Origin of the sequence: Streptomyces sp. HUAS YS2, assembly GCF_033343995.1 — a bacterium.
Lineage (GTDB): Bacteria > Actinomycetota > Actinomycetes > Streptomycetales > Streptomycetaceae > Streptomyces > Streptomyces solicathayae.
The window spans coordinates 3,941,404-3,963,839 of record NZ_CP137573.1 but is presented as its reverse complement, the minus strand read 5'-3'; the positions used below and the strand labels follow the sequence as shown (position 1 = coordinate 3,963,839).

The window sequence follows — 22,436 nt, the reverse complement described above, 5'->3', positions numbered from 1 at the left end:
GGAGGGGGGAGCCCCCCTCCCCGGATCGCCCGTAGGCTGGGTGGGTGACGAGTCGGAGCGACGGCGTGGACGTGAGCGACGTGAACGAGGAACGGCCCGAGGCCAGGCTGGAGCGGGCCGTGCGCGCCGCCGAGCAGGCGCTCATCGAGTTCGAGATCGCGGTCGAGACCTTCCGCGTCGAGGTCGAGAACTTCTCCCGGCTGCACCACCAGAAGCTCGGCCCGATGTACGCGCGGCTCGACGAGCTGGATGCGCTGATCGCCGAGGCCCGGGCCGCCCGGAGCGGCGACCCGGAGGACCTGCGCAGGGCCCGGGAGGCGCGGGCGGCCGTGATGCCGATGCCCGGCGTCGACGAGCTCTTCCACGACTGGCTCGACTCCGACGGGCTGTCCCCCGAGGCCGCCGCGATGCTGACCGGCCGGCCCGTGCAGCCGCCGAAGCGCGTCCGGCCCAGCGAGGAGGCCCGGAAGCTGTACCGCGAGCTCGCCAGGCAGGTGCACCCCGACCTTGCCCGGGACGAGACGGAACGGGTCCGGCGCGAGGAGTTCATCACGCGGGTCAACGCCGCCTACGGGCGCGGTGACGTGGCGCTGCTGCGCGAGCTGTCGGAGGAATGGGCCGCAGGGCCCGTGACGGAGAGCGAGCGGCCGAGCGAGAGCGAGGAGCTGTACGCGCGCCTCGACTGGCTGGCCCGGCGCAAGGAGCTGCTGACCGTGGTCGCCCGGGAACTGGAGGAGAGCGCCATCGGCGCGATGCTCAAGATGGCCCCGGACGACCCGGACCGGCTCCTGGAGGAGATCGCCGAGCAGCTGCTCGCGCAGGTCGCGGAGCGCGAGGTGGAGCTTTCCGCGCTGACCCCGCCGGTGCAGTAGGTTTTCCGTACCCGTACCGACGAGAGAAGGCCTGACCCATGAACTTCGCCCCGCTGCCCTCGGTGGACGTCGCCTCCGTGCCGGCGGACGCCCTGGTGGTCGACGTCCGTGAGGACGACGAGTGGGCGGCCGGTCATGTCGAGGGCGCGCTGCACGTGCCGATGAGCGACTTCGTGGCGCGGTTCGGCGAGGTGACCGAGGCGGTGGCCGAAGGACGTCGCGCCTATGTGATGTGCCGGGTCGGCGGCCGCTCGGCGCAGGTCACCCAGTACCTCGTGCAGCAGGGCATCGACGCGGTGAACGTCGACGGCGGCATGCTCGCCTGGGACGGCGCGAACCGTCCCATGGTCAGCGACGCCGGCGGCGCCGCGTACGTCCTCTGACGGCCGCGACTGCCCGGCTTCCGGCTCCTGCGGCTCAGCCGAGGGGGTGTGCGGCCAGCAGGTCGCCCAGGGTCTGCTCGTGCGCCGCGGCGGGGCCGAGCGACAGCTCCAGGTGCTTGGCCCAGGCGTGGAAGCGGTGCAGCGGGTAGTCCGTGTCCGCGCCGAAGCCGCCGTGGAGGTGCTGCGCGGTCTGCACGACCCGGCGGACGCCTTCCGAGGCCCAGATCTTCGCCACCGCGATGTCTCCGTCGACGGGCAGTGCTCCGCCCGCCCCGGTGCTGATCCGCCAGGCCGCCTGCCACAGGGTGACCTCCATGGCGCGCAGGTCGATGTAGCGGTCGGCGGCCTGCACGGCGACGGCCTGGAAGGTGGCCACGGGGTGGCCGAACTGTTCCCGCTTCCCGGTGTACTGGCTGGTCATCGCGAGCACGCTCTCGCCGAGGCCGAGGGCGAGCGCGCAGGTTCCGGTGGCGAGGACGCCCCGGAGCCATTCCCAGGCGCCGTCGGCGTCGATGACCCGGTCGCCGTCGAGCCGTACCGCGTCGAGGCGTGCCTCGGCGAGCAGTTCGCCGTTGGTGGAGTACTGCTCGGCGAGGGTGAGCCCGTCCTGGTCGCGGGGGACGAGGGCGAGGACGGCGCGGCCGTCGGGGGTGTGCGCGGGTAGGGCGAGCAGGTCGGCGGAGTGGGCCCAGGGGACGGCGGAGTGCAGTCCGTCGAGGATCCAGGCGGCGCTGTCGCCGTCGCCGTCGCGGCGGGCGGTGACGGCGAGTTCGGCGGGGTCGTGGCCGGTGCGGCCCTGGGAGCCGCAGGTGAGGACGAGTTCGCCGCGGCCGGCGCGGGGAAGGAGTTCGGCGGCGAGCGCGGGGCTGCCGTACCGGTCGATGGCCATGGCGACGGCGGAGTGTTCCAGCAGGGGTACGCGGGCCAGGACGCGCGCGGACTCCCGCAGGACGAGGCAGAGCGCGAGCACGTCCAGTCCGGCGCCGCCGTGCCGCGGGTCGAGGACGAGGCCGAGCAGGTCGGTGTCGGCGAGGCCGGCCCAGAGCGGCCGGTCGAACTCGTCGGACACCGCGCCCGGCGTGAGGGCCGGGCTCGGCACCCGGTCGGGTGTGACGTCCGTGAAGACGCCCCGGGCCGCCTCGACGGCCGCCTGCTGCTCCTCGGTGAAGGTGAAGTCCACAGCCCTGCCCTCCTGTCACTGCCCTGACGGAGCGTCAAGATAGAACAGGTTCTAGGGGAAGGGAATGGCCGCGCGTCAGCGGTCGAAGTCCAACTCCACTTCGGCCGTGGCCGGATGGGACTGGCAGGCCAGTACATAACCGGCGTCGGTCTCCTCGGGCTCCAGCGCGAAGTTGCGGTCCATCCGTACCTCGCCCTGCACCAGGAACGCCCGGCACGTGCCGCACACCCCGCCCTTGCAGGCGTACGGGGCGTCGGCGCGGGCCCGCAGCACCGTCTCCAGGAGCGTCTCGCCCTCCTGGACCGGCCAGTTGCCGGACCGGCCGTGCAGCGTGGCGGTCAGCGTCGCGTGCACGGGGGTGCCGGCCGCCGGGGTGGGTGCGGGCGCCGAGCCGTCGTCGACGTGGAAGATTTCCTGGTGGATCCGGCCGCGCTGGACGCCGAGTCCGCGCAGCGCCCGCTCCGCGCCCTGGACCAGGCCGAACGGGCCGCACAGGAACCAGCCGTCGATCTCGCCGACCGGCAGCAGCGCGGGCAGCAGGGTCGCGAGCCGCTCCTCGTCGAGTCGACCGGACGGCAGGCCGGCCTGCTGCTCCTCCCGGGACAGCGCGGTGACCAGCTGGAACCGGTCGGGGAAGCGGTCCTTCAGGTCCGCGACCTCGTCCAGGAACATCGTGGAGGCGGCGGTGCGGTCGCTGCGTATCAGGCAGAACCGGGCCTCGGGCTCCCGGGCGAGCAGGGTGGCCGCCATGGAGAGCACGGGGGTGATGCCGCTGCCGCCGACGACGGCCGCGAAGTGTCCGGGCCGCGGTTCGAGGACGAAGCGGCCCATCGGCTCCATGACCTCGACCGTGTCGCCCACGGTCAGTTCCTTCAGCGCGTACGTGGAGAACTCGCCGCCGTCCACGAGCCGGATGCCCACCCGCAGCACCGGGGCCTCGCCGGCCGGTACGGCCGGGGCGCAGATGGAGTACGTGCGCCGGATCTCCTCGCCGTTCTGCGCGGTGCGGCGCAGGGCGAGGTGCTGGCCGGGGGTGTGCCGGTAGGTGTCGTGCAGCTCGGGCGGGACGGCGAAGGTGACGGCCACCGCGTCGTCCGTGAGCTGCTCGACCGCGCTCACCCGGAGCGGACGGAATCCGGCCCGGCCGGCACCTGAGGTCAGCATCTACAGCTCCTTGAAGTGGTCGAACGGTTCGCGGCAGGCCGCGCAGCGGCGCAGTGCCTTGCACGCGGTGGAGGAGAACCGGCTGAGCAGCTCGGTGTCGGTCGAGCCGCAGTTCGGGCAGCGGATCGCGAGCGTCAGCGGAACGGGTCCGCCGGCCGTCGCCGTCTGCGGGCGCGGCGGGGCTATGCCGAATTCGGCGAGCTTGCGCCTGCCCTCCTCGCTGATGTCGTCCGTCGACCAGGCGGGGGAGAGGACGGTCACCACGGAGACCTCGGGGACGCCGTGCGCGTGCAGGGCCTGCTCGATGTCCGAGGACATCGCCTCGATCGCCGGGCAGCCGGTGTACGTGGGGGTGAGCTCGACCTCGACCTTGCCGGGCGCGAGGTAGTGCACGCCGCGCAGGACGCCGAGCTCCTCCAGGGTCAGTACCGGCAGCTCGGGGTCGGGAACGGCGCCGGCGATCCGGCTCAGTTCCTCCTCGAGGGCCGTCATGGTCACCACGACGCCCCCGGGTGGCTGCGATGCAGGTGCTGCATCTCGGCGAGCATCCGGCCGAACGGTTCGGTGTGCAGGCCCTGGCGGCCCGCGCCCGCGCTCCACGCGCCGGTGCGGGGGCCTTCGGGAACGGTCAGCGTCGCGCGGCGCAGCACGGCGGTGACGGAGTCCAGCCAGGCGGCCTCCATCGCCTCCCGGTCCAGGTCCAGGCCGTCGACCGGCTGGAACAGCTCGCCGGTGTACTTCCACAGCGCGTCGCAGGCGCGCTGCATCCGCTCGTGGCTCTCGGTGGTGCCGTCGCCGAGCCGGAGCGTCCAGTGCTCGGCGTGGTCCTGGTGGTACGCGACCTCCTTGACGGCCTTGGCGGCGAGGCCGGCCAGCGGGCTGTCGGAGGCGGCCAGCTGTGCGTACAGCAGGCGCTGGTAGGTGGAGAAGTACAGCTGGCGGGCGATGGTGTGCGCGAAGTCGCCGTTGGGCTGCTCGACCAGCTGTGCGTTGCGGAAGGCACGCTCCTCGCGGAGGTACGCCAGTTCGTCCTCGTCGCCGGCCATGGAGAGCAGGACGCGGGCCTGGCCGAGCAGGTCGAGCGCGATGTTCGCGAGGGCGACCTCCTCCTCCAGGACCGGGGCGCTGCCCGCCCACTCCCCCAGCCGGTGGGAGAGCACGAGGGCGTCGTCGCCGAGGGCGAGCACGGCCGCGACGGGCACGGCGGCGGGTGCGGCGGACACGGCGGTTTCGGTGGTGCCGGCGGTGTCGGTGTGGGCGGTCACAGGTGCTTCACCCCCTCAGGGATCTCGTAGAAGGTCGGGTGGCGGTAGGGCTTGTCGGCCGACGGCTCGAAGAACGGGTCCTTCTCGTCGGGCGAGGACGCGGTGATCGAGGCGGACGGGACCACCCAGATCGAGACGCCCTCGTTGCGCCGGGTGTACAGGTCGCGGGCGTTGCGCAGGGCCATCTCGGCGTCCGGCGCGTGCAGGCTGCCCGCGTGGGTGTGGGACAGTCCGCGGCGCGAGCGCACGAACACCTCCCACAGCGGCCATCCGTCGGTGCTCATCCCTGCGCCTCCCCGTGGTTCCCGTGCTTCTCGTGCTTCCCGGCGTACGCCGCCGCTGCTTCCCTGACCCAGGCGCCGTCCTCGTGGGCCTGGCGCCGCTTGCTCAGCCGCTGCTCGTTGCAGGGGCCGTTGCCCTTCAGGACCTCCCAGAACTCCGTCCAGTCGATCGCCCCGAAGTCGTAGTGCCCGCGCTCCTCGTTCCACCGGAGGTCCGGGTCGGGGAGGCTCAGGCCGAGGGCCTCGGCCTGCGGGACGGCGATGTCGACGAAGCGCTGGCGCAGCTCGTCGTTCGAGTGGCGCTTGATCTTCCAGGCCATCGACTGGGCGGAGTGGGCCGACTCGTCGTCCGGCGGGCCGAACATCATGAGCGAGGGCCACCACCAGCGGTCCACCGCGTCCTGCGCCATGGCGTGCTGCTCGTCGGTGCCCTTCGACAGGGCGAGCAGTGCCTCGTAGCCCTGGCGCTGGTGGAAGGACTCCTCCTTGCAGACCCGGACCATGGCGCGTGCGTACGGACCGTACGAGCAGCGGCACAGCGGGACCTGGTTGGTGATCGCGGCGCCGTCCACGAGCCAGCCGATGGCGCCGACGTCGGCCCAGGTCAGCGTGGGGTAGTTGAAGATCGAGGAGTACTTCTGGCGGCCGGAGTGGAGCTTGTCGAGCAGTTCGTCCCGGCTGGTTCCGAGGGTCTCGGCGGCGCTGTAGAGGTACAGGCCGTGGCCCGCCTCGTCCTGCACCTTGGCCATGAGGATCGCCTTGCGCCGCAGCGAGGGGGCGCGGGTGATCCAGTTGGCCTCGGGCTGCATGCCGATGATCTCGGAGTGGGCGTGCTGCGCGATCTGGCGGACCAGCGAGGCGCGGTAGGCGTCCGGCATCCAGTCCCGCGGCTCGATGCGCTCGTCTGCCGCGACCGCGGCGTCGAACACCGCCTCGTGGGCGGCGTCGTCCACTGTCACTGCTGTCGCTGACGTCCCTGCGGTCATCGGACCCCCTACCGACCGATCGTTCGGTTGAATGACTTCAATGGTGGGTCGGCGGCCCGTAAGGTGTCAACCCTGTGGATAACTGACGGGGCCGAACGGGCAGCCGAATCGTGCTGCCGAACGGGATCGGGGCGGGATGGACTCGTACGACGAGGAGGGCGTGCGCGCCGGGCGCGCCGGGCCGCCTCCCGCGCCCGGTGAGGGCCCGGCGGAACCGTCCGCGCCCGGTGGCATAGCCGGCCTGTCCCTGCCCGGCCAGGTCGTGGCCGCCGTGGCCCTGGCCGTGATCGCGGTCCTGGCCTGCGTCCATCTGGCCATGGTCTTCCTGCACGTCGCGCCGTCCAACACGCTGACGAAGCAGAACGGCGCGGCGGTGGACGAATGGATCTACCCCGAGTTCGAGCAGAACTGGAAGCTCTTCGCTCCCAATCCGCTGCAGCAGAACATCGCCGTCCAGGTCCGCGCCGTCGTCGTCTCGCGGGACGGCGACCGGCGGACCACCGACTGGATCGACCTCTCCGCGCAGGACGCCGAGCAGATCCGAGGCAACCCGCTGCCCAGCCACGCGTTCCAGAACGAGCTCCGCCGGGGCTGGGACTTCTTTGTGAACTCGCACAACGCCGACAACGAGCCGAACGGCATGCGCGGTGAGCTCTCCGAGCGCTACGTCCGTCGCATGGTGATGCTCCGCCTCGGCGAGGACCGGGTCGGCGGCCGGGTCGAGCGGATCCAGGTCCGCTCCGAGACCCGCTGGGTCGCGGCCCCGCCGTGGAGTGCTGAGAAGAACTCCAAGGACATCGTGCACCGCACCCTGCCGTGGTGGACGGTGACCGCCGCCGACCTGCCCCGGGGCGCGCGCGACGACCGTACGGAGGCAGCGCGGTGACCGGCGACCAGCCCGTCGAGAACGTCCGGTCCGTCGAGCCGGCCCAGCCTGCCAAGCCCGCTCAGCCGCTCGACCGGCGCCTCGCGCGCGCCGTCCAGCGCGTCACGAGCACCGCCCTCGGCCCGTACCAGACCGCGGTCGTCCGCATCGGCTTCTCGCTGACCTGGCTGCTCTTCCTGCTGCGCGAGCTGCCCCATCGCCACGAGCTGTACGGTCCGGACGGCCCCTGGGCCTGGGACATGGGCCGGCGGCTCATCGCCGACAACGGATCGTTCACGGCCCTGATGTGGTCCGACAGCGGCCTCTGGTTCGAGATCGTCTACGGCCTCGCCGTGCTCTCCAGCGCCCTGCTGCTGCTCGGCTGGCGTACCCGCGCCACGTCCGTGGTCTTCATGGCCGGTGTGCTGTCGCTGCAGAATCGCTCCGTCTTCATGGGTGACGGTGGCGACAACGTCGTGCACATCATGGCGATCTACCTGGTCCTGACCCGCTGCTCGCAGGTCTGGTCCCTGGACGCCCGGCGGGCCGCCCGCGCCGAGGACGCGCTGCGGCGCGGAGACCTGCCGCGCGGGGACGTCGTCGGGCCGCTGCTGTGGACGGTGCTCGGCGGGTTCCTGCTCGCCGCCACGTACTACTCCGGCCGCACCGGCGAGGGCTGGCTGCTGGGGCTGCTGTGGCTGCTCTGGTCGGCCCAGGCGCTGTGGTGGATGGTGTGCCGGTACGGCCCGGGCGAGCCGCGCACGCTGCTCGACGTGCTGGCGAACCTCGTGCACAACGCGACGCTGCTCGTGATCATGGTCGAGGTGTGTCTGATCTACGCCACGGCCGGCTGGTACAAGATCCAGGGCTCGCGCTGGCAGGACGGCACCGCCCTGTACTACCCGCTCAAGCTGGACTACTTCACTCCGTGGCCCGCGCTGTCCGACCTGCTGGCCTCGGGCGGCGTGATGGTGATGCTGCTGACCTACGGCACCGTCCTGGTACAGGTCGCGTTCCCCTTCACGCTCTTCAACCGCAAGGTCAAGAACGTGCTTCTGGCCGCCATGATGCTGGAGCACGCGGGGATCGCGGTGCTGCTCGGACTGCCGTTCTTCTCGCTCGCGATGATCGCGGCGGACGCGGTGTTCCTGCCGACCGTGTTCCTGGTGTGGCTGGGCGCGCGGGCGGCGGGCGGCCGGGACCGGGCCCTTGCGCGGCTGGGCCGCGGCGCGGTGCCCGGGCAGCGGCCCGCCGAGACCGAGGGCGCCCCCCGTACCCTCGTCGGGTGAGCACCAGCACCGCCGAAGCGCCGAACGGGCCCGAAGAGCCGAGCCGGCCCGACGAGCCGATCCAGTACGACGAGGGGTACGCCCCCGAGGTCGGCGTGGGGCCGCACCCCGAGCCGTGGCCGCGGGGCGAGCGGTACGACCCGGAGCTGCTGGCCGGCGGCGACCGGCGCAACGTCGTCGACGAGTACCGCTACTGGACGCGGGAGGCGATCGTCGCCGACCTGGACACCCGGCGGCACGACTTCCACGTGGCGGTGGAGAACTGGGGCCACGACTTCAACATCGGATCGGTGGTGCGGACCGCGAACGCGTTCCTGGCCAAGGAGGTCCACATCGTGGGGCGGCGGCGCTGGAACCGGCGCGGGGCGATGGTCACCGACCGGTACCAGCATGTGCGCCATCACCCCGACACGGAGTCGCTGACCGCCTGGGCGGCGGCCGAGGACCTGCCGGTGATCGGGATCGACAACCTGCCGGGCGCGGTGCCGCTGGAGCGGACCGTGCTGCCGCGCCGTTGTGTGCTGCTGTTCGGCCAGGAGGGGCCGGGCCTCACCGAGGAGGCCCGGAAGCACGCGGCGATGGTGTGCTCGATCGCCCAGTTCGGCTCCACGCGGTCGATCAACGCGGGCGCGGCGGCTGCGATAGCGATGCACGCGTGGGTCCAGCGATACGCCGAGATCGCCGGGACCACGGACGGCCCCCGGGCCTAGGGGCCGCCCGTACGTCGCCCGGATGCCGGGCCGTGCGTCGGGTCCTGCGTCAGGCCTGGCGGCGGACCTCGACGACGCGGAAGCGGTTGGCGACGAACGCGCCGTCGCACAGCGCCGCGTTGGCCGCCGGGTTGCCGCCGGAGCCGTGGAAGTCGGAGAACGCCGCCGTCTGGTTGACGTAGACGCCGCCGGTCAGGTTCAGCGAGAGCTGCGCCGACTCCTCCAGGCAGACCTCCTCGACGGCCCGCTCGACGTCCGGGGACGTCGTGTACGCGCCGACGGTCATCGCGCCCTTCTCCCGCACGGTGCGGCGCAGCAGCTCCACCGCGTCGTCCGTGGAGTCGACCCGGACGGCGAAGGAGACCGGGCCGAAGCACTCGGAGAAGTACGCGGCCTGCGCCTCGGGCTTGGAGCCGTCCAGCTTCACGATGACCGGGGTGCGGACGACCGCGCCGGGGAAGTCCGGGTTCGCGACCTCGCGCGACTCCAGGGCGACCTCGCCGAGCCCGGCGGCCGCCTCCAGGCGGGCCTTCACATCCGGGTTGACCAGGGCGCCGAGCAGCGCGTTGGCCCGGGCGTCGTCACCGAGCAGACCGCCGACGGCCGCCGCGAGATCGGTGACGACCTCGTCGTACGACTTGGGGCCCGCGTCGGTGGCGATGCCGTCGCGCGGGATCAGCAGGTTCTGCGGGGTGGTGCACATCTGGCCGCTGTAGAGGGAGAGCGAGAAGGCCAGGTTGGAGAGCATGCCCTTGTAGTTGTCGGTGGAGTCGACGACGACCGTGTTGACGCCGGCCTTCTCCGTGTAGACCTGGGCCTGCCGGGCGTTCTCCTCCAGCCAGTCACCGAAGGCGGTGGAGCCGGTGTAGTCGATGATCTTGATCTCGGGGCGGACCGCGAGGGTCTTCGCGATGCCCTCGCCGGGCCGCTCGACGGCCAGCGCGACCAGGTTCGGGTCGAACCCGGCCTCGGCGAGCACCTCGCGGGCGACCCGCACGGTGAGCGCCAGCGGGAGGACGGCCCGCGGGTGCGGCTTGACCAGGACCGGGTTGCCGGTGGCGAGGGAGGCGAACAGGCCCGGGTAGCCGTTCCAGGTCGGGAAGGTGTTGCAGCCGATCATCAGCGCGATGCCGCGGGCGACCGGGGTGAAGGACTTGGTCAGCTCCAGCGGGTCCCGCTTGCCCTGCGGCTTGGACCACGCGGCCTCGCCGGCCGGGGTGCGGGTCTGCTCGGCGTACGCGTACGCGACGGCCTCCAGGCCGCGGTCCTGGGCGTGCGGGCCGCCGGCCTGGAACGCCATCATGAACGCCTGGCCGCTGGTGTGCATGACGGCGTGGGCGAACTCGTGGGTGCGGGCGGAGATCCGGGCGAGGATCTCCAGGCAGACCAGCGCGCGGGTCTCGGCGCCGGCCTCGCGCCAGGCGGCCGTCCCGGCGCGCATCGCGGGCAGCAGCACGTCGATGTCGGCGTGCGGGTACTCGACGCCGAGCACCGGGCCGTACGGCGAGATCTCGCCGCCGGTCCAGCCGTCGGTGCCGGGCTGGTCGAGCTCGAAGCGGCCGTCCAGCAGTCCCTGGTACGCGGCGAGGCCCTCGGCGGCGCCCAGCGAGCCGTGCTCCCCGTACGCCTTGGGGTGCTCGGGGTGCGGGGACCAGTAGGCGCGGGTGCGGATGGTGTCGAGTGCCTGGTCGAGCGTCGGCCGGTGCCTCTCGGCCAGGGTGTCGGTGGTCAGCTGAGCGGCGGCCATCAAGGACCAACTCCTCGGTGAGCTGGGCAGGAAGGGGCGGACAGAGCTAGAGTAACCGAACGATCGGTCGGTACAAGGGGGTCCGCAGAACCTGTGGATAACCGAGTAGGGGAGGATCACCGGCATGACCGCCATCGAGCACAGCCGAACCGTCTCCGTCGTCGGCACCGGCACCATGGGCCAGGGAATCGCCCAGGTCGCGCTGGTCGCGGGCCACCCGGTCCGGCTCCACGACACCGTTCCCGGTCGGGCCGAGGCAGCCGCCGCGGCGATCGCCGCCCGTCTGGACCGTCTGGTCGAGAAGGGCAAGCTGGACGCGGACGCGCGCGCCGCCGCCGTCGCCCGCCTGCACCCGGCCGAGCGGCTCGACGAGCTCGCCGACAGCGCGCTCGTCGTCGAGGCAGTCGTCGAGCGCCTGGACGTCAAGCAGGAGCTCTTCACGGAGCTGGAGAAGGTCGTCGACGACACCTGCCTGCTCGCGACGAACACCTCCTCGCTCTCCGTCACGGCCGTCGCCGGAGCGCTGCGGGTGCCGGAGCGATTCGTCGGCCTGCACTTCTTCAACCCGGCGCCGCTGCTGCCGCTGGTCGAGGTGGTCAGCGGGCACGCCACCGCCGACACGGTGGCCACCGCCGCCTACGAGACGGCGAAGGCCTGGGGGAAGACCCCGGTGCGCTGCGCCGACACCCCCGGCTTCATCGTCAACCGGATCGCTCGCCCCTTCTACGCCGAGGCGCTGAGGGTGTACGAGGAGCGCGGTGCGGACCCGGCCACCATCGACGCCGTGCTGCGCGAGTGCGGCGGCTTCCGGATGGGCCCGTTCGAGCTGACCGACCTGATCGGCCAGGACGTGAACGAGGCGGTCACCCGGTCCGTCTGGGAGTCCTTCTACCAGGACCCGAAGTTCACTCCTTCGCTCGCCCAGCGCCGGCTGGTCGAGTCCGGCCGCCTGGGCCGCAAGTCGGGCCGGGGCTGGTACGCGTACGAGGACGGCGCGACCGCCCCCGAGCCGCACACCGCGCCGCCGACCGAGCCGCCGGCCGAGATCACCGTCGAGGGTGGTGATCTGGGTCCGGCGCAGGAGCTGCTCGCGATGGTCCGCGAGGCCGGGATCACGGTCCACGAGGTCGAGGAGGACCGCGGCACCCGCATCGTGCTGCCGAGCGGCGGGCAGCTGGCGCTCGCGGACGGCCAGACCTCGATCGAGTTCCGCGACGTCGTCTTCTACGACCTGGCGCTCGACTACCGCAAGGCCACCCGGATCGCGCTGTCGGCCTCGGAGGACACCTCGGGGGAGACGCTGCGCGAGGCGATAGGCCTGTTCCAGGCGCTCGGCAAGAAGGTCAGCGTCATAGCCGACGTCCCCGGCATGATCGTCGCGCGGACCGTGGCGATGCTGATCGACCTCGCCACCGACGCCGTCGCCAAGGGGGTCGCCTCCGCCGAGGACGTCGACACCGCCATGCGGCTGGGCGTCAACTACCCGCTCGGGCCCGTCGAATGGGGCCGCCGCCTCGGCGCCGGCTGGGCGCACGAGCTGCTCGAGGAGCTGGACAAGCGGACCCCCGGCAGCCGCTACGCGCCCTCTCTGGCGCTGTACCGCAAGGCGTACGCCGAGGGGGGCGAGTGACCGTGACGACGGCGAAGCGTGACACGTACACCCCGGAGACGCTGCTCTCGGTCGCGGTGCGGGTCTTCAACGAGCGCGGTTACGACGGCACGTCCATGGAGCACCTGTCCAAGGCGGCCGGCATCTCCAAGTCCTCGATCTACCACCATGTGGCCGGCAAGGAGGAGCTGCTGCGGCGCGCGGTGAGCCGGGCGCTCGACGGGCTCTTCGGGATCCTGGAGGAGCCCGGGGCGCAGCGCGGCCGGGCCGTCGAGCGGGTCGAGTACGTGACGCGGCGGACGGTCGAGGTGCTGACGGCGGAGCTGCCGTACGTGACGCTGCTGCTGCGGGTGCGCGGCAACACCAAGACCGAGCGGTGGGCGCTGGAGCGGCGCCGCGAGTTCGACCACCGGGTGGCGGAGCTGCTGAAGGCGGCCGTCGCCGACGGGGACCTGCGGGCGGACGTGGACATCCGGCTCGCGACCCGTCTGCTGTTCGGCATGGTGAACTCGCTGGTGGAGTGGTACCGCCCGCATCCGGGCGCCGACACGGACCGCGAGCAGCTGGCGGACACCGTCGTGCACCTCGCGTTCGACGGGCTGCGCACCGCGCGCTGAGCCGTGTTTCCGCCCCCGGCCGCCCTCAGGGCCGGTCGGGGGCGGCCCGGTCCGGATCCAGATCCGTCTCCTCGAAGACCAGCAGGGTGCGGGTGGACAGCACCTCGGGGATCGACTGGATCTTCGTCAGGACGAGCTCGCGCAGCGTCCTGTTGTCCGGCGTGTGCACCAGCAGCAGCACGTCGAAATCGCCGCTGACCAGGGCGATGTGCGCGGCTCCCGGCAGGGCCTGGAGCTGTTCGCGAACCGTGCGCCAGGAGTTCTGGACGATCTTGAGAGTGATGTACGCGGACGCGCCGTGCCCGGCCCGTTCGTGGTTCAGGCGTGCGCTGAAACCGCGGATCACGCCGTCGTCGATCAGCCGGTTGATCCGAGCGTAGGCGTTGGCCCGCGAGACGTGGACCCGTTCGGCCACGGAGCGTATCGAGGCGCGCCCGTCCGTCTGCAGGATGCGCAGAATGGCCTTGTCGATGGCGTCGAGCGGGCGCGGCGCGAGCGCGTGCTCCCCGCCCTCGGCCATTTGTTCATCCGCCATGTCCCCCCGCCTCTCTCCCATGGACGACCTGCTTCCATCCCAAGCCGTGGAGAACCGATTGTCCACAGGCTGAGGGTGCCTGTAGCCAAAATGCGTCCACGACCGAACAATCGGTAGGTGAGGCGCGCCACACCCGCGCCACCCGCCTTCGGGTCTTATGCCCGCTCCCACGAGGAGGTGGACTCGTTGCAACAGCGCAGTTCGACAGTCCAAGCGCCGCCCGCCGCCGTCGCCAACCGGCCCGCCCCGCCGCCGGCGTGGCAGCCGCGCGTCGACCCGGCGCCGCTGCTCCCCGACGCCACGCCCTTCCGGGTGATCGGCACGGACGCCATGGCCGACGCCGACCCCGAGCTGCTGCTCCGGCTGTACGCCGAGCTGGTGCGCGGCCGGCGGTACAACGCACAGGCCACCGCCCTGACCAAGCAGGGCCGGCTCGCCGTCTACCCCTCCACCACCGGCCAGGAGGCGTGCGAGGTCGCCGCCGCGATGGCCCTGGAGGAGCGCGACTGGCTCTTCCCGTCGTACCGGGACACCCTCGCCGCCGTGGCCCGCGGGCTCGACCCCGTGCAGGCCCTGACGCTGCTGCGCGGCGACTGGCACACCGGGTACGACCCGCACGAGCACCGCATAGCCCCGCTGAGCACCCCGCTGGCCACCCAGCTGCCGCACGCCGTGGGTCTGGCGCACGCCGCCCGGCTCAAGGGTGACGACGTGGTCGCGCTGGCCATGGTCGGCGACGGCGGCACCAGCGAGGGCGACTTCCACGAGGCGCTGAACTTCGCGGCCGTGTGGCAGGCCCCCGTGGTCTTCCTGGTGCAGAACAACGGCTTCGCCATCTCCGTGCCGCTCGCCAAGCAGACCGCCGCCCCGTCCCTGGCCCACAAGGCCGTCGGCTACGGGATGCCGGGCCGGCTGGTCGACGGCAACGACGCGGTGGCCGTGCACCAGGTCCTCACCGAGGCGGTGGCCCGTGCCCGGCGCGGCGGCGGCCCGACCCTCGTCGAGGCGATCACCTACCGGATCGATGCCCACACCAACGCCGACGACGCCACCCGCTACCGCGGGGAGAGCGAGGTCGAGGCGTGGCGCGAGCACGATCCCATCCGGATTCTGGAGCGGGACCTGACGGAGCGCGGAGTGCTCGGCGAGGACGGCGTACGGGAGGCGGCCGAGGCCGCGGAGACGATGGCGGCGGCGCTGCGCGAGCGGATGAACGCCGACCCGGTGCTCGACCCGATGGACCTGTTCGCGCACGTGTACGCGGAACAGACGGCACAGCTGCGTGAGCAGGCGGCGCAGCTGCGGGCCGAGCTCGACGCCGAGAGCGAGGCGTGATGACGAGGGCGACGACGGTGGCGAAGACGGTGGCGGCGAAGCCGCGCCCGGCCACCATGGCGCAGGCGCTGCAGCGCGCCATGCGGGACGCGATGGCCGAGGACCCGACGGTCCACGTGCTCGGCGAGGACGTCGGCACGCTCGGCGGCGTCTTCCGCGTCACCGACGGGCTGCAGAAGGAGTTCGGCGAGGACCGTGTCACGGACACGCCGCTCGCGGAGGCCGGCATCCTCGGCACCGCGGTCGGCATGGCGATGTACGGGCTGCGGCCGGTCGTCGAGATGCAGTTCGACGCCTTCGCCTACCCGGCGTTCGAGCAGCTGATCAGCCATGTGTCCCGGATGCGCAACCGCACGCGCGGCGCCATGCCGATGCCGCTGGTGGTGCGGGTGCCGTACGGCGGTGGAATCGGCGGGGTCGAGCACCACAGCGACTCCTCCGAGGCGTACTACATCGCCACCCCGGGCCTGCATGTCGTCGCCCCGTCGACGGTGGAGGACGCGTACGGGTTGCTGCGGGCGGCGATCGCCTCCGACGACCCGGTGATCTTCCTGGAGCCCAAGCGGCTCTACTGGTCGAAGGCGGACTGGTCGCCCGAGTCGCCGGCGGCGGTCGAGCCGATCGGCAAGGCCGTCGTACGCCGCCGGGGCACCAGCGCCACGCTCATCACGTACGGCCCCTCGGTGCCGGTCTGCCTGGAGGCCGCCGAGGCCGCGCAGGCCGAGGGCTGGGACCTGGAGGTCGTCGACCTGCGCTCCCTGGTGCCGTTCGACGACGAGACGGTCTGCGCGTCGGTGCGGCGCACCGGCCGGGCGGTCGTCGTCCACGAGTCGACCGGCTTCGGCGGTCCCGGCGGTGAGATCGCGGCCCGGGTCTCCGAGCGCTGCTTCCACCACCTGGAGGCGCCGGTGCTGCGCGTCGCCGGGTTCGACATCCCGTACCCGCCGCCCATGCTGGAGCGGCACCACCTGCCGGGCGTCGACCGGATCCTCGACGCGGTGGCGCGGCTGCAGTGGGAGGCGGGGAGCTGATGGCTCAGGTGCTCGAGTTCAAGCTGCCCGACCTCGGTGAGGGACTGACCGAGGCGGAGATCGTGCGCTGGCTGGTCGCGGTCGGCGACGTGGTCGCCATCGACCAGCCGGTCGTCGAGGTCGAGACGGCCAAGGCGATGGTCGAGGTGCCGTGCCCGTACGGGGGCGTGGTCACCGCTCGCTTCGGCGAGGAGGGGACCGAACTTCCGGTCGGCGCGCCGCTGCTGACGGTCGCCGTGGGGGAGCCGGCCGACGGGGCCGTCGCTCCGGCCGCCCCGCAGAAGGCCGAGGCGAAGGACGCGGAGTCCTCGGAGTACTCCGGGAACGTGCTGGTCGGCTACGGCACGGCGGGCCCCGCGGCCCGGCGACGCCGTGTCCGCCGGGACGGTCCGGTGACCGCTCCGGCGACCGCGGCCGTTGCCGCGCCTGCCGCCGCCCCGGTCTCCGCGCCCGCCCCGGCCGTGGTCGACGGACCGGTTCCGGTCATCTCGCCGCTGGTGCGCAAGCTCGCCCGTGAGAAGGGCCTGGACCTGCGGACGCTGCGCGGATCGGGACCCGACGGCCTGATCCTGCGGGCCGATGTCGAGAACGCGGTACGGGCCGCGGAGGCGCCGGCCCCCGCTCCTGCTCCCCAGCCCGTCACGGCCCCCGCAGGGGCCGAGCGAAGCGAGATGGGGGCGCCCCCGGCCGAAGGCTGGGGGAGAGTCCCGCTGCGCGGGATCCGGGGCGCGGTCGCGGACAAGCTGTCCCGCAGCCGTACCGAGATCCCGGACGCGACCTGCTGGGTCGACGCGGACGCGACGGAGTTGATGGCGGCGCGCGCCGCGATGAACGCGGCGGGCGGCCCGAAGATCTCCGTGCTCGCGCTGCTCGCCCGGATCTGCACGGCCGGGCTCGCGCGGTTCCCGGAGCTGAACTCGACCGTGGACACGGCCGCGCGGGAGATCGTGCGGCTGCCGTCGGTGCACCTCGGCTTCGCCGCGCAGACCGACCGCGGGCTCGTCGTCCCGGTGGTCCGCGACGCGCACACCCGCACGGCGGAGTCCCTCACCGCCGAGTTCGCGCGGCTGACGGAATCCGCCCGGCAGGGCACGCTGACGCCGGCGGACCTGACCGGCGGCACGTTCACGCTGAACAACTACGGGGTGTTCGGGGTCGACGGCTCCACGCCGATCATCAACCACCCCGAGGCGGCCATGCTGGGCGTGGGCCGGATCATCCCCAAGCCCTGGGTCCACCAGGGCGAGTTGGCGGTCCGTCAGGTCGTGCAGCTCTCCCTCACGTTCGACCACCGGGTCTGCGACGGCGGCACGGCGGGCGGCTTCCTGCGCTACGTGGCGGACTGTGTGGAGAACCCGGCCGTGCTGCTCCGCACCCTCTGACCGGACACGACTCACGGGACCCGACGCCCGGACCGAGGCTCTTCCCCTGCCTCGGTCCGGGCGCTCTCGTGCGCGGGCGGTGTCCACGTCTTCGTCCGTGAGACGTGCCGCACGAAAAGGCCTGGCAGGCGGGCCGGCGGATCATACTGCTGGGGTGACGACCTCGTATGACGCCATCGTGCTCGCCGGGGGCGCCGCGCGGCGGCTCGGCGGTGTGGACAAGCCCGCGGTGACCGTGGGCGGGCGCCCGCTGCTCGACCGGGTCCTGGGGGCGTGCAGGCACGCCGGCCGGACCGTCGTCGTCGGCGACCCGCGGAGCACCTCGCGGCCCGTGCGGTGGACGCGGGAGGAGCAGCCCGGTGGCGGCCCGCTGCCGGGCATCGACGCCGGCCTCCGGCACGTCGAGGCCGAAGTCGTGCTCGTCCTCTCCGCGGACCTGCCGTTCCTCGGGGAGGCCACCGTGCGGCGGCTCGTCGAGGCCGTGGACGTCGGGGACGCCGCCGACGGGACGGACCGCGAGGCCGCTGTCGTCGTCGACGCCGAGGGGCGCGAGCAGTTGCTCGTGGCCGCGTACCGGACGGCGTCCCTGCGGCGCGAGCTGTCCCGCATGCTGCACGACCGTCGCGATCTCGCGCACCTGCCGGTGCGCCTTCTCACCAAGGGGCTTCGGACCGCCCGGATCGACGCGGACCCCTTGGACTCCTTCGACTGCGACACCTGGGAGGACATCGCCGCGGCCCGGGCACGGATCAGGGAGCATGGGAACGTGCTGGACGAATGGATCACCGCAGTCAAGGACGAGCTGGGCATCGAACTCGACGTCGACACCGGCGTCCTGCTCGACCTGGCGCGCGACGCCGCGCACGGGGTCGCCCGCCCCGCCGCCCCCCTGACCACCTTCCTGGTCGGATACGCGGCGGCACGGGCCGGCGCGGACGGCGGCCCCGAGGCCGTCGCCGAAGCGGCCCGCAAGGCCGCCGCGCTCGCCAACCGCTGGGCGGCGGAGTCGGAGCAGGGCGACGCCGGATGACGCCGCAGGACACCGCGGCCGGCGGGCCGCCCGCCGAGGACCCGGACGGTCTCGCGGACGCCCTCGCCCTCCAGGCCCCGCCCCCACGCGGGCACGACGCCGAGAACCGCACCGAGCACCCCTCCGAACACCACGGAGGGCGCCACGGCGGACACCACGGCAAGGACCGCGAGCGGCATCGCGCGACCCCCTGGCCGGAGGCCCGGGAGACGGCCCGGAAGGCCGGTGCGGCGCTCCGCCCGGAGCCCCGCCGGGTCCCGCTCGCGGACGCGATCGGCCGGGTGCTCGCCGAGCCGCTCGCCGCGCTCACCGACCTGCCGTCCTTCGACAGCTCCGCCATGGACGGCTGGGCCGTCGCCGGCCCCGGTCCCTGGCGGATCGCCGAGGAGGCCGCCGTACTTGCCGGGCATGCCCCGTCCGCCACGCTGGCCGACGGCACGGCCGTACGGATCGCCACCGGCGCCCGGGTCCCGTCCGGGGCCACCGCCGTGATCCGCAGCGAGCACGCACGTACCGACGCCGGCGGGCGGCTGCACGCCGAGCGCGCGGTCGTCCCGGGCCAGGACATCCGCCCCCGCGCCCAGGAGTGCCGCACCGGCGAGCCGCTGCTGCCCGCCGGCACGCCGGTCACGCCGGTCGTCCTCGGCCTCGCCGCCGCCGCCGGGTACGACGACCTGCTCGTCCTGCCCCGTCCCCGGGTCGAGGTCCTGATCCTCGGCGACGAGCTGTTGACCGAGGGTCTCCCTCACGAGGGTCTGATCCGCGACGCCCTCGGCCCCATGCTCGGCCCCTGGCTGCAGGCGCTCGGCGTCGATGTCCTCGCCACCCGGAGGGTCGGCGACGACGCCGACGCCCTCCACGCCGCCGTCACCGCGTCCGCCGCGGACCTGGTGATCACCACGGGCGGCACTGCCGCCGGGCCTGTCGACCACGTCCACCCCGTGCTCGCCAAGGCTGACGCCGACCTCCTGGTGGACGGCGTGAAGGTGCGTCCGGGGCACCCGATGCTGCTGGCCCGGCTCGGCCCGGGCCGTCACCTCGTCGGCCTCCCCGGCAATCCGCTCGCGGCCGTCTCCGGCCTGCTCACGCTCGCCGAGCCGCTGCTGCGCGCCCTTGCCGGCCGGCCGGCGGCGGAGCCGTACCGGGCGGCCGTACGCGACGAGGTGCACGGCCATCCGTACGACACCCGGCTCGTCCCCGTGGTCCACCGGGGCGACCGCGCCGTGCCGCTGCACTACAACGGCCCGGCCATGCTCCGCGGCATCGCCGCCGCGGACGGGATGGCCGTCGTGCCGCCGGGCGGCGCACGGCCCGGCGACACCCTGGACATCCTCGATCTGCCCTGGTCGGCGCCCGCGGCGCAGTCGGTGACGGCAGCCGCGGCCCAAGGAGCGTGTTTCACGTGAAACTTCCCGGACAGGACGCCATGGCCCGCAAGGCCGACGAGAACGCGCGGGTGAAACTGCCCCGCAGGGTCGTCGAGAAGCCTCTGCGCCAGGTCGGCAAGCGACTCCTGATGGCCCTCGGGGTGCTCGTGCTGACCGTGCTCATCGTCTACATCGACCGGGCCGGCTACCACGACAACGCCGACGACACGGTCGACCTGCTCGACGCCGCCTACTACTCGACGGTGACCCTCTCCACCACGGGGTACGGCGACATCGTCCCGCACAGCGACAGCGCGCGGCTCACCAACATCCTGCTGATCACGCCGCTGCGCGTGCTGTTCCTGATCATCCTGGTCGGCACCACTCTCGAGGTCCTCACCACGCGGACCCGGGAGGAGTGGCGACTGAACCGCTGGAGGAGCGCCTTGCGCGACCACACCGTCATCGTCGGATTCGGTACCAAGGGGCGGTCGGCGATCCAGACGCTCTGCGCGACCGGGCTGCGCAAGGAGCAGATCGTCGTCGTCGACCCCTCCAGCAAGGTGATCGAGGCGGCGAACGCGGACGGGTTCGTCGGCGTGATAGGCGACGCGACCCGCAGCGACGTGCTGCTCCGGGCCGAGCTGCAGAAGGCCCGGCAGGTCGTCATCGCCACCCAGAGGGACGACACCGCCGTGCTCGTCGCGCTGACGGCCCGGCAGCTCAACCGGGGCGCCAAGATCGTGGCGGCGGTCCGCGAGGAGGAGAACGCTCCCCTGCTGCGTCAGTCCGGTGCCGACGCGGTGATCACCAGCGCCAGTGCCGCCGGACGGCTGCTCGGCCTGTCCGTGCTCAGCCCCAGCGCGGGCGCGGTCATGGAGGACCTGATCCAGCAGGGCTCGGGCCTCGATCTGGTCGAACGCCCCGTCACCAAGGCCGAGGCGGGCAGGAACGTCCGCGACACCGACGACCTGGTGGTGAGCGTGCTGCGCGGCCACCGGCTGCTCGGGTACGACGATCCGCAGGCCAGCCCGCTGCAGTTGACGGACCGTCTGATCACCATCGTGCGGGCGGCTCCCGTCGCCCCGTTGACCACCCCGACGCCGGAGTAGCCTCGCCGACATGCATGCGATCACGATTCCGGAACCCGGCGGACCCGAGGCCCTCGTCTGGGCCGAGGTGCCCGATCCCGTGCCGGCCGAGGGCGAGGTCCTCGTCGAGGTGGTGGCGAGCGCGGTCAACCGCGCCGACCTGTTGCAGCGGCAGGGCTTCTACAACCCGCCGCCCGGCTCCTCCCCCTACCCGGGCCTGGAGTGCTCCGGCCGGATCACGGCGCTCGGCCCGGGGGTGTCCGGCTGGTCCGTCGGCGACGAGGTCTGCGCGCTGCTGGTCGGCGGCGGGTACGCGGAGAAGGTCGCCGTCCCCGTCGGGCAGTTGCTGCCCGTGCCGGAGGGCGTGGACCTGGTGACGGCGGCGGCGCTGCCGGAGGCGATCTGCACGGTCTGGTCGAACGTGTTCATGATCGCCCACCTGCGGCCGGGCGAGACGCTGCTGGTGCACGGCGGCGCGAGCGGGATCGGCACCACGGCGATCCAGCTGGCCAAGGCGGTCGGCGCGAAGGTCGCGGTCACCGCGGGCGGCCCGGAGAAGCTGGCACGCTGCGCCGAGCTGGGCGCGGACATCCTGATCGACTACCGCGAGCAGGACTTCGTCGAGGAGTTGCACAAGGCCACCGACGGCGCGGGCGCGGACGTGATCCTCGACATCGTCGGCGCGAAGTACCTGGAGCGCAACGTGAACGCGCTCGCGGTCAACGGCCGTCTCGCGATCATCGGCCTCCAGGGCGGCGTGAAGGGCGAGTTGAACCTGGCCGCGCTGCTGGGCAAGCGGGCCGCGATCACCGCGACGACGCTGCGCAGCCGGCCGCTGCACGAGAAGGCGGCGATCGTCGCGGCGGTGCGCGAGCACGTCTGGCCACTGATCTCCGAGGGCACGATCCGTCCGGTGATCCACACGACGGTGCCGATGGAGGACGCCGCCGAGGGCCACCGGGCGCTCGACTCCGGCAGCCACGTCGGCAAGGTGCTGCTGCTCGCACCGCAGAGGGACTGACACGAAGAGACGGAAGGCCCGGCACCACAAGGTGCCGGGCCTTCCGCATGCATGGTCTACAGGTACGGTCCCGAGCGCGCGCCGCCGTGGCCGCGCTCCTCGTCGTCGTCGTGCGAAGCGCCCGGCGGGAGCGCCCGGCGCATCTGCTCCAACTGGGCGCGGGCCGCCATCTGCTGGGCGAACAGCGCCGTCTGGATGCCGTGGAACAGACCCTCCAGCCAGCCCACCAACTGCGCCTGCGCGATCCGCAGTTCCGCTTCGGAGGGAATGGCCTCGTCGGTGAACGGCAGCGAGAGCCGCTCCAGTTCCTCGACGAGCTCGGGAGCGAGCCCGTCCTCCAGCTCCTTCACGGAGCTGGCGTGGATGTCCTTGAGCCTGACCCGGCTCGCCTCGTCCAGAGGAGCCGCGCGGACTTCCTCAAGGAGCTGCTTGATCATGCTGCCGATCCGCATGACCTTTGCCGGTTGTTCGACCATGTCCGTCACGGGAACCTCGCGCGACTCGTCGTCCGCGCCGCCGATCGCCGTCCCGTCCTGGCCTACCACCAGGATGGGAGTGCTCTCCTGCGACGACCGTTCACTCCTCGGCATCTCCATGCCGCCCATTCTCTCGCACACGTCCTTCCAGACACGGTGTGCCCCCGGAGGAGGGTGATCCACCCTCCTCCGGGGGCACG

At 72.9% G+C, this 22,436-nt stretch carries 23 protein-coding genes; 14 read left to right on the top strand and 9 right to left on the bottom strand.

All coding sequences use genetic code 11. The annotated features are described in order from the left end of the window. Window positions 1–44: 44 nt before the first annotated feature. Both R2D22_RS18160 and R2D22_RS18155 read left to right on the top strand, forming a co-directional pair. Entirely contained in the window at window positions 45–872 is an 828-nt protein-coding gene (locus R2D22_RS18160) for a J domain-containing protein (RefSeq protein ID WP_318104826.1), read from the top strand. A gap of 38 nt (window positions 873–910) precedes the next feature. Beyond that, window positions 911–1,255, top strand: a complete 345-nt coding sequence (locus R2D22_RS18155) for a rhodanese-like domain-containing protein (RefSeq protein ID WP_318104825.1) — start codon at window positions 911–913, stop codon at window positions 1,253–1,255. Between the two features lie 34 nt (window positions 1,256–1,289). On the opposite strand, the gene R2D22_RS18150 is transcribed toward R2D22_RS18155, so the two are convergent. From R2D22_RS18150 to paaA, 6 genes are all read right to left on the bottom strand, one after another. Beyond that, complete coding sequence (locus R2D22_RS18150; RefSeq protein ID WP_318104823.1) at window positions 1,290–2,435, bottom strand: acyl-CoA dehydrogenase family protein; 1,146 nt, start codon at window positions 2,433–2,435, stop codon at window positions 1,290–1,292. 75 nt (window positions 2,436–2,510) lie between these two features. After that, window positions 2,511–3,599 (bottom strand): 2Fe-2S iron-sulfur cluster-binding protein, encoded by a 1,089-nt coding sequence (locus R2D22_RS18145; protein WP_318104822.1) that lies wholly within the window; start codon window positions 3,597–3,599, stop codon window positions 2,511–2,513. Next, window positions 3,600–4,100 (bottom strand): 1,2-phenylacetyl-CoA epoxidase subunit PaaD, encoded by a 501-nt coding sequence (paaD, locus tag R2D22_RS18140; RefSeq protein WP_318104820.1) that lies wholly within the window; start codon window positions 4,098–4,100, stop codon window positions 3,600–3,602. It lies immediately after the preceding gene. Beyond that, a complete protein-coding gene (paaC, locus tag R2D22_RS18135) occupies window positions 4,094–4,822 on the bottom strand; it encodes a 1,2-phenylacetyl-CoA epoxidase subunit PaaC (protein WP_318109847.1) in 729 nt (242 codons plus the stop codon). The genes paaD and paaC overlap by 7 nt, the downstream gene beginning before the upstream one ends. A 38-nt stretch (window positions 4,823–4,860) precedes the next feature. Further along, complete coding sequence (paaB, locus tag R2D22_RS18130) at window positions 4,861–5,148, bottom strand: 1,2-phenylacetyl-CoA epoxidase subunit PaaB (RefSeq protein WP_318104818.1); 288 nt, start codon at window positions 5,146–5,148, stop codon at window positions 4,861–4,863. Continuing rightward, a complete protein-coding gene (gene paaA / locus R2D22_RS18125) occupies window positions 5,145–6,131 on the bottom strand; it encodes a 1,2-phenylacetyl-CoA epoxidase subunit PaaA (protein ID WP_318104816.1) in 987 nt (328 codons plus the stop codon). Before paaA ends, paaB begins: the two co-directional genes overlap by 4 nt. 136 nt (window positions 6,132–6,267) lie before the next feature. On the opposite strand from paaA, the gene R2D22_RS18120 reads away from it, so the two are divergent. From R2D22_RS18120 to R2D22_RS18110, 3 genes are read left to right on the top strand one after another with little or no spacing between them, the layout of a single operon-like run. After that, window positions 6,268–7,017, top strand: coding sequence for a DUF5819 family protein (locus R2D22_RS18120; RefSeq protein ID WP_318104815.1), 750 nt, complete (start codon window positions 6,268–6,270; stop codon window positions 7,015–7,017). Then, a complete protein-coding gene (locus tag R2D22_RS18115) occupies window positions 7,014–8,285 on the top strand; it encodes an HTTM domain-containing protein (protein WP_318104812.1) in 1,272 nt (423 codons plus the stop codon). Before R2D22_RS18120 ends, R2D22_RS18115 begins: the two co-directional genes overlap by 4 nt. Beyond that, window positions 8,282–8,995, top strand: coding sequence for a TrmH family RNA methyltransferase (locus R2D22_RS18110; protein WP_318104810.1), 714 nt, complete (start codon window positions 8,282–8,284; stop codon window positions 8,993–8,995). The genes R2D22_RS18115 and R2D22_RS18110 overlap by 4 nt, the downstream gene beginning before the upstream one ends. A 49-nt stretch (window positions 8,996–9,044) precedes the next feature. Here the strand turns inward: R2D22_RS18110 and paaN are convergent, their stop codons facing one another. Next, window positions 9,045–10,742, bottom strand: coding sequence for a phenylacetic acid degradation protein PaaN (gene paaN / locus R2D22_RS18105; protein ID WP_318104809.1), 1,698 nt, complete (start codon window positions 10,740–10,742; stop codon window positions 9,045–9,047). Between the two features lie 124 nt (window positions 10,743–10,866). Between paaN and R2D22_RS18100 the strand changes: the two genes are divergently transcribed. Further along, the gene (locus R2D22_RS18100) at window positions 10,867–12,372 is read left to right on the top strand and encodes a 3-hydroxyacyl-CoA dehydrogenase (RefSeq protein ID WP_318104807.1); all 1,506 of its coding nucleotides are present in this window, start codon (window positions 10,867–10,869) and stop codon (window positions 12,370–12,372) included. Window positions 12,373–12,374: 2 nt separating this feature from the next. Next, a complete protein-coding gene (locus R2D22_RS18095) occupies window positions 12,375–12,968 on the top strand; it encodes a TetR/AcrR family transcriptional regulator (RefSeq protein ID WP_318109845.1) in 594 nt (197 codons plus the stop codon). A 25-nt stretch (window positions 12,969–12,993) separates the two neighbouring features. Here the strand turns inward: R2D22_RS18095 and R2D22_RS18090 are convergent, their stop codons facing one another. Next, a complete protein-coding gene (locus R2D22_RS18090; protein ID WP_411977040.1) occupies window positions 12,994–13,503 on the bottom strand; it encodes an Lrp/AsnC family transcriptional regulator in 510 nt (169 codons plus the stop codon). Between the two features lie 186 nt (window positions 13,504–13,689). Between R2D22_RS18090 and pdhA the strand changes: the two genes are divergently transcribed. The 7 genes from pdhA (at window position 13,690) to R2D22_RS18055 (ending at window position 21,760) form a co-directional block, all read left to right on the top strand. Continuing rightward, window positions 13,690–14,838 (top strand): pyruvate dehydrogenase (acetyl-transferring) E1 component subunit alpha, encoded by a 1,149-nt coding sequence (gene pdhA, locus R2D22_RS18085; RefSeq protein WP_411977146.1) that lies wholly within the window; start codon window positions 13,690–13,692, stop codon window positions 14,836–14,838. After that, complete coding sequence (locus R2D22_RS18080; RefSeq protein WP_318104806.1) at window positions 14,838–15,869, top strand: alpha-ketoacid dehydrogenase subunit beta; 1,032 nt, start codon at window positions 14,838–14,840, stop codon at window positions 15,867–15,869. Before pdhA ends, R2D22_RS18080 begins: the two co-directional genes overlap by 1 nt. Continuing rightward, on the top strand, window positions 15,869–17,251 hold the full coding sequence (locus tag R2D22_RS18075; protein ID WP_318104803.1) for a dihydrolipoamide acetyltransferase family protein: 1,383 nt from the start codon (window positions 15,869–15,871) through the stop codon (window positions 17,249–17,251). Before R2D22_RS18080 ends, R2D22_RS18075 begins: the two co-directional genes overlap by 1 nt. Before the next feature lie 154 nt (window positions 17,252–17,405). Then, the gene (locus tag R2D22_RS18070) at window positions 17,406–18,281 is read left to right on the top strand and encodes an NTP transferase domain-containing protein (protein WP_318104802.1); all 876 of its coding nucleotides are present in this window, start codon (window positions 17,406–17,408) and stop codon (window positions 18,279–18,281) included. After that, window positions 18,278–19,687: a molybdopterin molybdotransferase MoeA gene (locus R2D22_RS18065; protein WP_318104801.1), complete on the top strand. Its 1,410-nt coding sequence runs from the start codon at window positions 18,278–18,280 to the stop codon at window positions 19,685–19,687. The genes R2D22_RS18070 and R2D22_RS18065 overlap by 4 nt, the downstream gene beginning before the upstream one ends. Beyond that, complete coding sequence (locus R2D22_RS18060; protein WP_318104799.1) at window positions 19,684–20,760, top strand: potassium channel family protein; 1,077 nt, start codon at window positions 19,684–19,686, stop codon at window positions 20,758–20,760. The genes R2D22_RS18065 and R2D22_RS18060 overlap by 4 nt, the downstream gene beginning before the upstream one ends. 10 nt (window positions 20,761–20,770) lie before the next feature. Beyond that, a complete protein-coding gene (locus R2D22_RS18055) occupies window positions 20,771–21,760 on the top strand; it encodes an NAD(P)H-quinone oxidoreductase (RefSeq protein WP_318104798.1) in 990 nt (329 codons plus the stop codon). 56 nt (window positions 21,761–21,816) lie between these two features. Here R2D22_RS18055 and R2D22_RS18050 read toward each other — a convergent pair whose 3' ends face one another. Continuing rightward, window positions 21,817–22,356, bottom strand: coding sequence for a bacterial proteasome activator family protein (locus R2D22_RS18050; protein ID WP_318104796.1), 540 nt, complete (start codon window positions 22,354–22,356; stop codon window positions 21,817–21,819). Between the last annotated feature and the right edge of the window lie 80 nt (window positions 22,357–22,436).